Raw genomic sequence first — 14,067 nt, 5'->3', positions numbered from 1 at the left:
AATAACTCAATTGTCGCAAATGTGAACGTTTTCCAGCGAGCTATTGTGATAGCGACTTAGGCTGGATTCTGAATCCCGCAGCTCGACAGCGCAAGCCCGCATGTCTACAAGGCCCGTGCTTGAGCCTTCGACGGCAAACGGTGGGACAGGGACGGCGAAGCCTGCTACACAATGCGTAGCAGGCTCGGGATTCAGATGACGCCGGAGGGTGGGGCGGCGGGGATAGGTGCCGCCCGACAATCAGCGAGCTGTCGCGAGGTCCTGTTGGACGCTGGCGACAGTGCGAGGCCAAGGTTTACCAGCCTGGACCTTGGCTGGCAAGTTCTTGATGGCGGCAACCGCTGCATCGCGGCTGGCGAAGCTGCCGTAGGTGATCACGTACAGCGGCTTGCCCTGCAGGGTTTTCTTGAAGTAACGGAAGTCACCACCCTGCTCCTTGACATAGGCCTGCGCAGCGCCTTCGTTGCTGGTTCCCAGGATCTGCACGACGTAGTTGCTCGGCGACTGGCCGGCGTACCAGCTGCCACCGGCAGCAGGCTTGGCAGCAGCGGCAGCAGCAGGAGCCGGCTTGGCGGCCACGGTCGGTGCAGGCGCAGGTGCCGGTTTGGCAGCGGTGACAGGTGCAGGCTTGGTGGTCGCCACCGGCGCCGCCTGACGTGCAGGTGCAGGCGTCGGCGTGGGCGTGGGCGCAACCACAGCGGGTGCACCTGCAGGCACGCCCGCAGGTGGCGCGGTGGTGGTGACGGTCGGCGGCTGTGGCGAAGTGTTCACGGCAGCGCCGGTTTCGTCGCCATCGCCCATGCCGGTGGATTCGGCCAGCGGACCGCGCATGACCGGCTGTTGCCCGTTCATCGGCAACGACTGGGTGCTGCCATTGAATTCGACCGACGGATTGCCGTTGTTGGATTGGGCGGCAGTTGGCTGCCCCTGACCCATCGGCAACTGAGCCTGTTCGGTGGTGCTCGGTGCCTTGCCATCGCGGCTGGGTATCAGCCAGGCGGCGGCCACCGCGACGACGACAACGGCGGAAATCGCCAATACGTGTTTCTTAGGCATCTTAAACCCCATAGCAGGACGCTTCACCGACGAGCGGCTAGCGATCATGGCCTCGATCAACGTATCACGAGCAACCTGGTTGATGGCCCCTGGCCAACCATCCGAGTTCTCGTGAATGTCGGCAATCTGGTCATTGGTGAGCAACTGGATACCCTTCCCTGCACCTTCCAGACGCAGCGCCAGGTATTCGCGGGTTTCCTCGAGGCTGTACGGTTGCAGCTCGATCACGTGGAACAATTCCTGCCCGGCGCTGAACTGCTCCAGGCCCGCGATCAAGGAAGGCTCGCCGAACAGGAACACGTGAGGGCGCCCGTCCGCAGTGCCCGCCGCCAACGCCAGCAGGGCTTCGAGTGCGGATTCGTCGAGTTGTTCCGCGTCGTCCACCAGCAGGTAGACTTCCCGCCCGGTGAGCCCCAGCTGGACGATCTGCGCCAGCATGGCTGGCACTTCCAGGGTATTGAGGTTGAGCGACTGGGCGACCTGGGTCAGCACGCTCGCGGCATCGCCGGCACCGCGTGCCGAGACTACGATGCTTTGCACCGACTGCTTGTTGGTACTGGCGACCAGGGCCTGGCGCAGGAGCGTCTTGCCACTGCCGTGCGGGCCGGTGACTACCAGCAACAGCTGGCTGTAGCGCGCCAGATGGTGCAATTGCCCCAGCACCGGCTTGCGTTGGGCCGGGAAGAATTTGAAGCCAGGCACCCTTGCGGCGAAGGGGTCATGATCCAATTGGTAGTGGCCGAGAAAGGCCTCATCGGCATGCAGACTTGTCATCGAACTCTCGTAGAACAAAGGTGAATCGTTGATGGATTGCTGGCATCACGTCCTGCTGGAATACGCCGGGCTCAACACCTGTGGGAGCGGGGCGGGCGGCGAGCGCCATCACAATCAGGCTTCCAGCCCGGCGACGATGGCGCGGTAATCCGCTTCCAGGGTCGCCTGAAGCACATCATGCGGGTAGTCGGCGGTGATCACCGCTTCGCCCAGGCTGCGCAGCAGCACCAGGCGCAGACTGCCATCCAGCACTTTCTTGTCGATCGCCATGTGCTCGAGGAAATCGGCCGGCGTCATTTCCGCTGGCGGCACCACCGGCAAACCGGCGCGCTGCAGCAGACGAATGCCGCGATCCCGCTCGGCCTGAGTGATCCAGCCCAGGCGCATGGACATCTCCAGCGCCATCACCGTACCAGCCCCCACGGCTTCGCCGTGAAGCCACACACCATACCCCATATGGGTTTCGATGGCGTGGCCGAAAGTATGCCCCAGGTTCAGTGTGGCCCGCACACCCGACTCGCGTTCGTCCGCCCCGACCACGCGGGCCTTGGCTTCGCAGGAGCGAGCGATGGCCACCGTGAGGGCGGCCTGGTCGAGCGCCCTGAGGGCATCGACGTGTTCTTCCAGCCAGCCCAGGAACGGCTCGTCGCAGATGAAACCGTATTTGATCACCTCGGCCAGACCCGCCGACAGCTCGCGCGGCGGCAGCGTGGCCAGGGTCGTGGTATCGATCAGGACCGCCTGCGGCTGATAGAACGCGCCGACCATGTTCTTGCCCAGCGGATGGTTGATGCCGGTCTTGCCGCCCACCGACGAGTCGACCTGGGACAGCAGCGTGGTCGGCACCTGGATGAAATCGACGCCGCGCTGATAGCAGGCGGCGGCGAACCCGGCCATGTCGCCGATGACGCCGCCGCCCAGGGCAATGACCGTGACGCGTCGATCCAGCCGTGCGGTGAGCATGGCATCGAAAATGGTCTGCAGGGTTTCCCAGTTCTTGAAGGCTTCGCCGTCTGGCAGCACCACGGGCACCACCGAGTAGGCACCCAGGGTCTGGGTCAGGCGATCCAGGTAGAGCGGCGCCACCGTGGCGTTGGAGACGACCGCCACCTTTCGCCCGGCAATGTGCGGGGCCAGCAATGAGGCTTGATCGAGCAACCCTTCCCCGATGTAGATCGGATAGCTGCGCTCGCCGAGGTCAACCTTGAGTGTCTGCATCTGTCCCCACTCTTGTTTTTCTGAAAACAGCTTCCATGAAATCACGTTAGCGCCAAACGGCCCTGCAAGCGCTGCGAACACCCTCGGCTACACGCGCCTCAGCGCGGCGGCAGGCGTTGCAGACGTTCGAGGATATCGAGCACCACCATGCGCGGCGGACGCTCGTCGGTCTGCACCACCAGATCGGCGATCTCGCGGTACAGCGGATCGCGCACCGCCAGCAGGGCCCGCAGCGTGGCCTCTGGATTGGCGGTACGCAATAGCGGCCGATTGCGATCACGCGCCGTGCGGCCCACCTGTTGCTCCACCGAGGCGTGCAGGTACACCACACGCCCACCGGCGTGCAGTGCCTGGCGATTGGCGTCGCGCATGACGGCGCCACCGCCGGTGGCCAGCACCAGACCGTCGAATTCGCACAGCTCGGCCAGCATGGCCTGCTCGCGATCGCGAAAGCCGACCTCGCCTTCCTGGTCGAAGATCCACGGGATATTCGCCCCGGTACGGGTCTCGATTTCCTTGTCGGAATCCTTGAACGGCAACCGAAGCTCTTTGGCCAGCAGACGGCCAATGGTGCTCTTGCCTGCACCCATTGGCCCAACAAGTATCAAATTTCGCACAGAATCAACGACTCACAGCAATCGCCTGGTTATTCATGATACGCGGTGTCAAGAATACCAGCAGCTCGGATTTGGCTTCCGACACGACATCCCGACGGAAAAGGCGCCCAACATACGGCACGTCGCCCAAAAAGGGCACCTTGTCCACGGTTTTACTTTGCGTGTTGGAGAAAACCCCGCCAATGACGATGGTTTCGCCGTCGTTGACCAGCACCTTGGCGTTGACCTCGTTCTTGCTAATGGGCGGCACGCCCAGTACGGCGTTCAGGTAGTCGGGCTCATCCTTGGTGACCTTCACTTCCATGATGATGCGGCTGTCCGGGGTGATCTGCGGCGTCACTTCGAGCGACAGCGAAGCCTCCTTGAACGATACCGTGGTGGCACCGCTGGAGCTAGCCTCCTGGTACGGCACCTCGGTGCCCTTGAGGATCTTCGCGGTTTCCTTGTCGGAGGTCACCACCTTGGGCTGCGAGACGATCTCGCCGTTGCCGGTACTCTCCATGGCGCTGAGTTCGAGGTCCAGCAGGACGTTGTTGGTCACGAAGCCCAGGCCGATGCCGGAGGTCGCATCGGCGGCGCCCAGATCGATAAAGGGCGTGTTGCTGCCTACGTCGGCGCCGGTGTTGCCGGCTTCGTCGCCGTTGTTGTCCAGGCCGTAGGCAGTCCAGTTGTGCTTGCCGCGCAGGTTGGTCGAGCCGCCCCAGCGCACACCCAGCGCCTTGTCGTAGCCGACGTTGGCCTCGACGATGCGGGCTTCGATCATCACCTGCCGTACGGGGATGTCCAGTTGGGTGACGATGCGGCGCAGTTCGTCGAGGCGGTCCTGGGTCTGGTAGGCAATGATGTTGTTGGTGCGTTCGTCGACCGTGATCGAGCCGCGCTCGGTCTCGACGTTTTCACCGCGGGTAACCGACTGGAACAGCTTGGCGATGTCGGCAGCCTTGGCGTAGTTGACCTGCATCAGCTCACGGCGCAGTGGCGCGAGCTCCTGGATCTGCCGTTGCGACTCCAGTTCCTGGCGCTCGCGGGCAGCGATCTCGTCAGCCGGCGCCACCAGCAACACGTTGCCGACCTTGCGCTTGTCCAGGCCCTTGGTCTTGAGCACCAGGTCCAGCGCCTGATCCCATGGCACGTTCTGCAGGCGCAGGGTAATGCCGCCCTGCACCGTGTCGCTGGCCACCAGATTAAGGTTGGTAAAGTCGGCGATCAATTGCAGCACCGAACGCACGTCGATGTCCTGGAAGTTCAGCGACAGCTTCTCGCCGGTATAGACGTTGCGCTCGACGTTGCGCCGCGCCACGTCCTCGTTGGTCAGCGGTCGCACGCTGATGGTCAGGCGATTTTCGGTCTGGTACGAGGAGTAGTCGAAGGTGCCACTGGGTTCGATGGACACGGTCGCGCCATTGGCGCTGGCCGAGGAATTGACGAACTGTACCGGGGTGGCGAAATCCTTGACGTCCAGGCGCACACGCAATGCCTCGGGCAGTTGCGTGCGGGCGAAGTTGAGGAGGATCTTGCCGCCCTGCTCTTGAATGTCGGGGCTGATGGTCGGGTCACTGAGATCGATGATCACATTGCCTTCGCCCAGCTCGCCGCGCTGGAAATCGACGTTGCGAATGGCGCGTCCGGCCGGCACCGCCGCTCGCGAGGTCGCCGGCGCCGGCGAAGACACCGCCGCAGGTCGCGACACGGGACGGGGCGTGGTCGGCGTAGACGTTGGGGCCGGCAGCGACGTGCCCTGCAGCGCAGCGGCGCCCTCGCCCACCAGCACGAACAGGTCGTTGCCCTGCACACGGGTGCTGTAAGGCGCCAACTTGGTCAGGTTGACGATGACCCGCGTACGGTCGGTGGCCTCGACCACGACCACGCTGCGAGCATTGCCCACGCCCAGATCGCGGCTGCGCGCGCCCAGTTGGCTGGTCACACCGGGCAAGTCGAGGGCGATGCGCGCCGGTTGCTCGGTGGTGTAGCCGCGCGGTGCCGTGACCGGACCGTCGAACGAGAGCTTGAGCTCGACACGATCACCGGGCAGGGAAGCAACGTCGAGCGTCTTCAAGTTCGCGGCCATGACAATCGGTGAAAGCATCGCTATCCCTAGCGAAATACCGAAGGCTGAGAGAATCCTGTTCATTTTCGAGTTCCACTAGACATGCTTGACCCAGCCCTTTACGAGCGCTCTTTGAGCGGGATGGTGCGAGGCCGCTCCAACCAACCACCATCCCCATCGGGAACAATTTCAATGACATCGACCTGGGCATCGCTGATGGCGATGATCCGCCCGTCGTTGCGACCCAGGTAATCGCCCACCTTCAGTCGATGCACGCCACCGGCACCACGCATCAGGGCGTAGCGTCCGCCGGCATTGCCCAGCGTACCGACCATTTCGAATTCCTCGATGTTGAAACCCTCCAGGAATTGCTTGACCCGCGTCGTGTCCGGCTTGATGAGCCTGGACCCCTTCTGCCTGTTCACCAGTTCGATCTTGATCGGTGGCTGGAACGGGCTGCGCAGCGACGCAGCCTCGTAGCTGAACGCCTGATAGGGCGCAAAGCGCGGTATCGGTTCGATCTTGCCCTTGGGCCGCGCCTTGACCTCGGCCATGAATGCATCCAGGTCGGCGAAATCGCCACCGCCACCACAACCGGCCAGCACCAGCGTGCACAGCGCCAGACCTGCCACGAAAACCGCCCTCATTTCGCTTGCCCCTGTGCCGGTACCGCATTCGTCCCAGGCAGGCCTTGGTCATTGTAACGGTAGGTCTTGGCCAGGATGCTCATGCGCAGCTGGCTGTTGCTGGCCTTGGGATCGACCGGCTTCACTTCGAAATCGTGAAGGGTGACGATCCGCGGCAGGCTGGCCACACCGCTGACGAAAGTGGCCAAGTCATGGTAGGTGCCGGTCACGCTGATCTGTATCGGCAGCTCGATATAAAACTGCTGGGTCACTTCAGGCAACAGTTTTATTTCCTCGAACTCCAGCCCCGAGCCCAGACCGGTGCGGGTGATGTCTTCGAGCAGACCCGGAACCTCGGTGTCGCTGGGCAACTGTCGCAGCATGGCACCGAACGAGGTTTCCATCTCTTTCATCTGTTCGGTGTAGGTCTCCAGGTTCGCCGCCTGGAAAGCCTTGGTGGAGAACTGCTCCTTGAGCGTAGCCTCCTGGTCGGCCTGCTGCTGCAACTGCGCTTCCAGGTCGGAGATGTGAAAGTTGTAGCCCAGGCCCAGAATCAGTGCCATGAGCAGCACGCCGGCGATCACCTTGACGGCATTGGGCCAGGATCCGATGTTGTTGAGGTCCAGCTCGCTGAGCTCGACCTTGCGCAGGCTGTCCATCCAGCTCGAAGGGTTCATTTGTCATCCCCGTCGGCCGGCACCGGCGCCGTCTGGCGCACGGTCAGCTGAAAACTGTTGGCGCCGTTGACGTCGGCACTGGTGTTGGCCTTGACCTCGTTGAGGGTCGGGGCTTCCAGCCAGGGCGAGGCATCGAGGTTGCGCAGCAGGTCGGACACGCGATTGTTGGTTTCGGCAGCGCCGGCAATGGCGATGTTCTTGTCGGTCATCTTCACGTCGGTGAAGTACACACCGTCAGGCAGCGTGCGCGCCATCTGGTCGAAGATGCGCCCGATGATCGGCCGGTTGCCCTGCAGGTCCTGGATGGTCTTCATGCGCTCGAGCAACTGCTTGCGCCGCGCCTTGAGCTCGCTGATCGACTTGATGCGCTGGTCGAGCAGGACGATCTCGGACTGCAGGTGGGCATTGCGCGCCGTCTGGATGTCGATGGCATTGCCGATGAATCGGTCTGCCAGAAAGATGATCGCGATGGCGCCTACCACTACACCGGCCATGGCCATCAGAAAGTGTCGCTTGCGCTCTTCACGCAGCTGCTCGCGCCACGGCAGCAGGTTGATCCTTGCCATCTAGTCGAAGCTCCTCAGCGCCAGGCCACAGGCGATCATCAGGGCCGGTGCGTCACTGGCCAGGGCGCCGGCATTGACTCGGCTGCTCAGGGCCATGTCGGCGAACGGGTTGGCCACCAGGGTCGGGGTGCCCAGGCGTTGCTGGATCAGCCGATCCAGACCGGAAATGGAGGCAGTGCCGCCGGCGAGCATGATGTAGTCGACATCGTTGAACTGGCCGGCGGCGAAGAAGAACTGCAGCGAGCGCGACACCTGCTGCACCACGGCGTCCTTGAACGGCTGCAGCACTTCGGCCACGTAGTCGTCGGGCAGCCCGCCCTGTTTCTTGGCCAGGCCGGCTTCCTCGTTGGACAGGCCGTAGCGGCGCTGGATTTCCTCGGTCAGCTGACGCCCGCCGAACAGCTGCTCGCGGGTATAGATGATGCGGCCGTTGTGCAGCACGCTGAGGGTGGTCATGGTCGCGCCGATGTCCACCACGGCCACGGTCAGGGCCTGATTGCCCCCGGCCAGCTGCGCGGTGAGCAGGCCGAAAGCGCGCTCCAGGGCATACGCCTCGACGTCGACCACCTTGGCGCTCAGCCCGGCCAGGGCCAGGGCGGCCTCGCGCACCTCGACGTTTTCCTTGCGACAGGCGGCCAGCAACACCTCGACCCGCTCCGGGTTGCGCGTCGAATAGCCCTGCACTTCGAAGTCGATGGCAACTTCTTCCAGTGGATAGGGAATGTACTGGTCGGCCTCGACCTTGAGCTGGGTTTCCAGTTCGTCGTCGGACAGCCCGGCGTCCATCTCGATGGTCTTGGTGATCACCGCGGAACCGGCCACGGCCACCGCCACGATGCGCGTGCTGGTGCGCGCCTTGACCAGCACGCGGCTCAAGGCATGACCCACGCCCTCGAGCTCGGCGATGTTCTTTTCGACCACGGCATTGGCCGGCAGCGGCTCCACGGCATACGACTCGACCCGGAAACGGTTGCCCGTGCGGCTCAGCTCGAGCAGTTTGACCGATGTGGAGCTGATATCGATGCCCAATAGCGAATGTGCTTTCTTGCTGAAGAGTCCACGCACAACCGATTCCCTATTACTATCCGCGACTTACGGACCCTTTGTCGTACGGGGCATTTAATAGCAGTCTTGACAGAAGCGCAAATGACGCTCCGGGCCGAAAAATGCTTATAATGCCCAGCGTTTTTTCCACGTACCGCGTGCTGCGCTTAACCCATTCTTTTATCTGGAAATCCAAAAGCCTTGATACGCCTGCTGAAGTTTTTCTGGTGGTCTTTCCTCGCCGTGTTCTGCGGGCTGTTGCTCGTGCTCAGTGGGGCATTTCTGTATCTTAGCCCCAGCCTGCCGTCTGTCGACGCCCTGCGCAGCGTAGAGCTGCAGATCCCCTTGCGGGTGTTCAGCAGCGACGGAAAACTGATCGCCGAGTTCGGCGAGATGCGCCGCTCGCCGATCAAGTTCGCCGAGATTCCGCCACATTTCATCCAAGCCCTGTTGTCCGCCGAGGACGACAATTTCGAAAACCATTACGGCGTCGACCCCAGCAGCCTGATGCGCGCCGCCTCGCAGCTGGTGCGCAGCGGTCATATCCAGACCGGCGGCAGTACCATCACCATGCAGGTCGCCAAGAACTATTTCTTGACGTCTGAACGCAGTTTTTCCCGCAAAATCACTGAAATCCTTCTTGCCTTGCAAATCGAGCGCCAACTTACCAAGGACGAGATTCTCGAGTTGTATGTGAACAAGATCTACCTGGGCAACCGGGCCTACGGTATCGAAGCCGCTGCACAGGTGTACTACGGCAAGTCGATTCGCGATGTCAGCCTGGCGCAGATGGCGATGATCGCCGGCCTGCCCAAGGCGCCGTCACGCTTCAACCCGCTGGCCAATCCGGTGCGCAGCAAGGAGCGTCGCGACTGGATCCTGGGGCGCATGTTCCGCCTGGGCAAGATCGACGAAGCCAGCTACAACGCCGCCATCAACGAGCCACTCAACGCCAGCTACCACGTGCCCACGCCGGAAGTCAGCGCGCCGTGGATCGCCGAGATGGCCCGCGCCGAGATGGTCGGGCGCTACGGCAGCGACGCCTACACCCAGGGTTTCAACGTCACCACCACGGTGCCCAGCAACCTGCAGGAAGACGCCAACCACGCCATCAGTGCCGGGCTGATCGCCTACGATCAGCGCCACGGCTATCGTGGACCCGAAGCGCGCCTGCCGGGCAAGACGCCACGCGAGTGGGCGGTCGAACTGACCCGCCAGCGTCCACTCAACGGCCTGGAGCCGGCCATCGTGACCAAGGTCGACAAGACCGGGATCGTCGTGCTCACCCGTGACGACAAGCAGGAATCGATCGCCTGGGACAGCATGAAATGGGCGCGCCCGTTCATGAACACCAACAGCGTCGGACGCATGCCGACCCAGCCTGCGGACGTCGCGCAGGTCGGGGACTTGATCCGCGTGCAGCGTCAAGACGATGGCACCTTGAAGTTCAGCCAGGTACCGACCGTGCAGAGCGCGCTGGTCTCGCTGGACCCGCGTACCGGTGCCATCCGCGCCCTGGTCGGTGGCTTCTCGTTCGAGCAGAGCAACTACAACCGCGCCATGCAGGCCAAGCGTCAGCCTGGTTCGAGCTTCAAGCCGTTCATCTACAGTGCCGCACTGGACAAGGGCTACACGCCCGCCAGCCTGGTCAACGATGCGCCCATCGTGTTCGTCGACGAATCGGTGGACAAGGTCTGGCGACCGAAGAACGACACTAACACCTTCCTGGGCCCCATCCGCCTGCGCGAAGCGTTGTACAAGTCGCGCAACCTGGTGTCCATCCGGGTTCTGCAGAGCCTGGGCGTGGACAGCACCATCGACTACATCAGCAAGTTCGGCTTCAACAAGCAGGACCTGCCGCGCAATCTGTCGCTGGCGCTGGGCACTGCGACGCTGACACCGATGGAAATCGCCACCGGCTGGAGCGTGTTCGCCAACGGCGGCTACAAGGTGTCGCCCTACCTGATCGAGCGGATCGACAGCCGCAACGGTGAAACCCTGTTCCGCGCCAATCCGCCGACCGTACCGGCTGACGAAGTCGCGGCCGCGTCGCCCCAGCCCGCGCCAGGCACGCCCGCGCCGGAACCGGCACCGATCGGCGTCGACGCGACCCTGACTCCAGGCGCGCCACCGGCACCGGTGATCGCCGAGCGAGTCATCGACGGGCGCACCGCGTTCATCCTCACCAGCATGCTCGAGGACGTGATCAAGAAGGGCACCGGGCGCCGCGCCATGGCGCTGGGCCGAACCGATCTGGCCGGCAAGACGGGGACCACCAACGATTCGAAGGATGCCTGGTTCTCGGGCTACAACGCCGACTACATCACCACCGTGTGGTCCGGTTTCGACCAGCCCGAAACCCTGGGCCGGCACGAGTTTGGCGGCACCGTTTCACTGCCGATCTGGATGACCTACATGGGCGCCGCACTGAAAGACAAACCTGCCCACGTGCAGCCCGAGCCCGAAGGCATCCTGAGCCTGCGGGTGGACCCGATCAGCGGCCGTGCGGCTGCCCCGGGCACACCCGGCGCCTACTTCGAACTGTTCAAGAGCGAAGACACCCCGCCCTCCAACAGCGAGTTCGGCGGCGGCAGCGCACCAGGCAGCCCACTCCCGGCCGATGAATCGGCGCCGATCGATCTGTTCTGATCCCGAACCGTATCGACCCCTTCGCGGCCACTGGCCGCTCCTACATGGATCGCGTACACCCGTAGGAGCGGCCAGTGGCCGCGAACACACACAGCAGACCAAAAAAAACCCCGACTCTCGCGAGCCGGGGCTTTTTTTATGAGGCTTTCAAGGGATCAACCGTTGAACACGTCATCCACGCTTTTGAGCGGGTAGTGCTTGGGGTACGGCAGGGTGGCCACACCGGTCTCGATCGCGGCCTTGGCCACGGCGTCGGAGATCAGGGTGATCAGGCGTGGGTCCATTGGCTTGGGAATGATGTACTCGCGGCCGAATTCCAAGGAGATGCCGCCGTAGGCATCGCAGACTTCCTGAGGGACCGGCAGCTTGGCCAGTTCGCGCAGGGCGTTGGCTGCGGCGATCTTCATCTCTTCGTTGATGCGCTTGGCGCGGACGTCCAAGGCACCACGGAAGATGAATGGGAAGCCCAGGACGTTGTTGACCTGGTTCGGGTAGTCGGAACGGCCTGTGGCCATGATCACGTCGTCACGGGTGGCGTGCGCCAATTCCGGGGAGATTTCCGGATCGGGGTTGGAGCAGGCGAACACGATCGGGTTGGCCGCCATCGACTTCAGGCCTTCGGCGCTCAACAGGTTCGGACCCGACAGACCGACGAACACGTCGGCGCCCTGCAAGGCATCAGCCAGGGTGCGCTTGTCGGTGGTGTGGGCGAACACTGCCTTGTACTGGTTCAGGTCGTCACGGCCAGCGTGGATCACGCCAGTGCGGTCGATCATGAAGATGTTTTCGATGCGAGCGCCCATGCTCACCAGCAACTTCATGCAGGAGATGGCCGCAGCGCCAGCGCCGAGGCAGACGATCTTGGCGTCTTCCAGGGTCTTGCCAGCGATTTCGAGGGCGTTGATCATGCCCGCCGCGGTGACGATGGCGGTACCGTGCTGGTCATCGTGGAACACCGGAATGTCGCACTGTTCGATCAGGGCACGTTCGATCTCGAAGCACTCGGGCGCCTTGATGTCTTCCAGGTTGATACCGCCGAAGGTGATCGAGATGCGCTTGACGGTGTCGATGAAGGCCTGCGGGCTTTCCGAGTCCACTTCGATGTCGAAGACGTCGATGCCGGCGAAACGCTTGAACAGAACGCCCTTGCCTTCCATGACCGGCTTGGAAGCCAGTGGGCCGAGGTTGCCCAGGCCCAGGATGGCGGTGCCGTCGGAGATGACCGCTACCAGGTTGCCCTTGCCCGTGTACTTGTAGGCCAGTTCAGGATCGCGACCGATTTCGCGAACGGGCTCGGCCACGCCTGGGCTGTAGGCCAGCGACAGATCACGGGCGGTGGCAGTGGGCTTGGTGAGTTCGACGCTCAGTTTGCCTGGGCGTGGATGGGCATGGTACTCGAGAGCGGCAGTTTTCAAATCTGACATGGGGGCGTTCCGCTTTTACTGTTGGTCTGACGAGACCCGCGAGGATACGCAAGATGCCTACACCCGACAAGACTACCCAGTCACTTGCGTCAAGGCCCCTGGCCTACGACTTTCGGCGGGTATGGCCAGGTCCGCGAAAGGCCTGTTCAAGGCCTGCGGATCAACCAATGCCTCGCCGCCGTCGACAGGCTCAGGGCTGTATCTGCACCATGGCGGGGTCGCTGACCGGCAGCATCCAGCGCAACTGCCCTGCGTCCTGATTGCCGCGCCGGCTGCGATCCAGCACCCAGCCGCGCGCCTCGACCTGGCGACCTTCGAGGGTATCGAGCCAGCCGTCCGGGAACAGCCCGAACACCTTGGGCGCGACGTGCAGCACCACCGAGTCGTCGAGTTCGATCCAGGCCCCGGCGCGGTTGCGCTCGACCTTGCTGACACGCCCACCGAGCAGGGCAAAACCGGCGCGATCCACCTGCGCGGCGGCGATGGTCGGCGATTGACGCCAGATGCCCAGCCCGGCCTGTCGCGCCGCACGTTCGGCACTCTGCTGGCACGCGACCTGGTCGACATTGGGCGCCACCGCGACCTGTAGGGCCAACCCCTCGGCCAGCAATTGCGCCTCGAAGTTCAAGCCGCCGCGGCCATAGACGTTGGCCAGGGTGCGCTCATAGCGATCCTTGCTTTCGCGACCTAGCTGCAGGCCGACCAAGCCGTCGCTGTCATCGACCAGTGCCTGCAACCGGCGCCGGGCAGCCACCGCATAGGGCTCGTCACTCTGCCCCTTGCGACCGATCTCAGGCGCATTGATACCAATCAGCCGAACGCTGCGACCATCCTGCAGGCGCAGGGTGTCGCCGTCGATGACCTGCCGTACCTGAACGGTGCTCAGCCCGCCCGGTGCCGGGCAGTAGGCCTCGGCCTGTGCGGCGCCCAGCCAGAAGACGCCCACAAAAAAGGCGCCCACACGGGGCGCCTTCTTCAACAGCGAGAGCAAACCAATCAAGCTTTCTTGGCGCCGAAACCGCCGAAACGCTGCTTGAAACGGTCAACACGACCGCCAACGTCCAGGGTTTTCTGCTTGCCGGTGTAGAACGGGTGGCATTCGGAGCAGACGTCGAGGCTCAATGGCTTGGCCAGAGTCGAACGGGTCTTGATAACGTTACCGCAGCTGCAGGTAGCGTCGATGGCTTCGTATACTGGATGGATATCGGCTTTCATGGTGACTTCCTCAGGCTGCGTGCCGCCACCCGACACCATTGTCGAGTACCGCACGTAATTAGGCCGCGTATATTAACAGAATCCGGCGAACACGCAAGTTGTCGCTTGCGCCGACCGTCGTCTGCTAGGCTGCGCACCTCGAATCCTTCGAGCG

The 14,067-nt window shown here is 63.2% G+C and carries 12 protein-coding genes; 1 reads left to right on the top strand and 11 read right to left on the bottom strand.

Annotated features, from left to right (window positions below; translation table 11 throughout):
* Window positions 1-240: 240 nt before the first annotated feature.
* From QMX89_RS10920 to QMX89_RS10885, 8 genes are all read right to left on the bottom strand, one after another.
* Window positions 241-1,830, bottom strand: coding sequence for an AAA family ATPase (locus tag QMX89_RS10920; protein ID WP_282348144.1), 1,590 nt, complete (start codon window positions 1,828-1,830; stop codon window positions 241-243).
* Between the two features lie 114 nt (window positions 1,831-1,944).
* Window positions 1,945-3,048 (bottom strand): 3-dehydroquinate synthase, encoded by a 1,104-nt coding sequence (gene aroB / locus QMX89_RS10915; protein WP_049861771.1) that lies wholly within the window; start codon window positions 3,046-3,048, stop codon window positions 1,945-1,947.
* A gap of 98 nt (window positions 3,049-3,146) precedes the next feature.
* On the bottom strand, window positions 3,147-3,665 hold the full coding sequence (aroK, locus tag QMX89_RS10910) for a shikimate kinase AroK (protein WP_056844424.1): 519 nt from the start codon (window positions 3,663-3,665) through the stop codon (window positions 3,147-3,149).
* A 4-nt stretch (window positions 3,666-3,669) separates the two neighbouring features.
* On the bottom strand, window positions 3,670-5,796 hold the full coding sequence (gene pilQ / locus QMX89_RS10905; protein WP_090355694.1) for a type IV pilus secretin PilQ: 2,127 nt from the start codon (window positions 5,794-5,796) through the stop codon (window positions 3,670-3,672).
* Between the two features lie 35 nt (window positions 5,797-5,831).
* A complete protein-coding gene (locus QMX89_RS10900) occupies window positions 5,832-6,359 on the bottom strand; it encodes a pilus assembly protein PilP (RefSeq protein ID WP_049861768.1) in 528 nt (175 codons plus the stop codon).
* Complete coding sequence (pilO, locus tag QMX89_RS10895; RefSeq protein WP_056844426.1) at window positions 6,356-7,015, bottom strand: type 4a pilus biogenesis protein PilO; 660 nt, start codon at window positions 7,013-7,015, stop codon at window positions 6,356-6,358. The genes QMX89_RS10900 and pilO overlap by 4 nt, the downstream gene beginning before the upstream one ends.
* Complete coding sequence (locus QMX89_RS10890; RefSeq protein WP_049861766.1) at window positions 7,012-7,581, bottom strand: PilN domain-containing protein; 570 nt, start codon at window positions 7,579-7,581, stop codon at window positions 7,012-7,014. Before QMX89_RS10890 ends, pilO begins: the two co-directional genes overlap by 4 nt.
* Window positions 7,582-8,646 carry a pilus assembly protein PilM gene (locus tag QMX89_RS10885; protein WP_122743967.1) on the bottom strand — a complete coding sequence of 355 codons (1,065 nt, stop codon included), beginning with the start codon at window positions 8,644-8,646 and terminating at the stop codon, window positions 7,582-7,584.
* 180 nt (window positions 8,647-8,826) lie between these two features.
* Between QMX89_RS10885 and QMX89_RS10880 the strand changes: the two genes are divergently transcribed.
* A complete protein-coding gene (locus QMX89_RS10880) occupies window positions 8,827-11,274 on the top strand; it encodes a penicillin-binding protein 1A (protein ID WP_090355684.1) in 2,448 nt (815 codons plus the stop codon).
* Between the two features lie 155 nt (window positions 11,275-11,429).
* Here the strand turns inward: QMX89_RS10880 and QMX89_RS10875 are convergent, their stop codons facing one another.
* The 3 genes from QMX89_RS10875 to rpmE form a co-directional block, all read right to left on the bottom strand.
* Window positions 11,430-12,698, bottom strand: coding sequence for a malic enzyme-like NAD(P)-binding protein (locus QMX89_RS10875; protein WP_049861763.1), 1,269 nt, complete (start codon window positions 12,696-12,698; stop codon window positions 11,430-11,432).
* Between the two features lie 190 nt (window positions 12,699-12,888).
* Complete coding sequence (locus tag QMX89_RS10870; RefSeq protein ID WP_282348179.1) at window positions 12,889-13,695, bottom strand: thermonuclease family protein; 807 nt, start codon at window positions 13,693-13,695, stop codon at window positions 12,889-12,891.
* A complete protein-coding gene (gene rpmE / locus QMX89_RS10865; protein WP_043193699.1) occupies window positions 13,695-13,913 on the bottom strand; it encodes a 50S ribosomal protein L31 in 219 nt (72 codons plus the stop codon). The genes QMX89_RS10870 and rpmE overlap by 1 nt, the downstream gene beginning before the upstream one ends.
* Between the last annotated feature and the right edge of the window lie 154 nt (window positions 13,914-14,067).

Source organism: Pseudomonas sp. PS01301 (assembly GCF_029960215.1).
GTDB lineage: Bacteria > Pseudomonadota > Gammaproteobacteria > Pseudomonadales > Pseudomonadaceae > Aquipseudomonas > Aquipseudomonas coleopterorum.
The sequence above is the reverse complement of the archived record's forward strand: the minus strand, read 5'-3'. Positions and strand labels throughout refer to the sequence as shown.

What these genes read in the sequence shown, in the direction of transcription:
- QMX89_RS10875 (WP_049861763.1), bottom strand. Translation starts at nt 12,698, where the DNA reads ATGTCAGATTTGAAAACTGCCGCTCTCGAGTACCATGCCCATCCACGC.
- pilO (WP_056844426.1), bottom strand. Translation starts at nt 7,015, where the DNA reads ATGAACCCTTCGAGCTGGATGGACAGCCTGCGCAAGGTCGAGCTCAGC.
- QMX89_RS10890 (WP_049861766.1), bottom strand. Translation starts at nt 7,581, where the DNA reads ATGGCAAGGATCAACCTGCTGCCGTGGCGCGAGCAGCTGCGTGAAGAG.
- aroB (WP_049861771.1), bottom strand. Translation starts at nt 3,048, where the DNA reads ATGCAGACACTCAAGGTTGACCTCGGCGAGCGCAGCTATCCGATCTAC.
- QMX89_RS10920 (WP_282348144.1), bottom strand. Translation starts at nt 1,830, where the DNA reads ATGACAAGTCTGCATGCCGATGAGGCCTTTCTCGGCCACTACCAATTG.
- pilQ (WP_090355694.1), bottom strand. Translation starts at nt 5,796, where the DNA reads ATGAACAGGATTCTCTCAGCCTTCGGTATTTCGCTAGGGATAGCGATG.
- rpmE (WP_043193699.1), bottom strand. Translation starts at nt 13,913, where the DNA reads ATGAAAGCCGATATCCATCCAGTATACGAAGCCATCGACGCTACCTGC.
- QMX89_RS10900 (WP_049861768.1), bottom strand. Translation starts at nt 6,359, where the DNA reads ATGAGGGCGGTTTTCGTGGCAGGTCTGGCGCTGTGCACGCTGGTGCTG.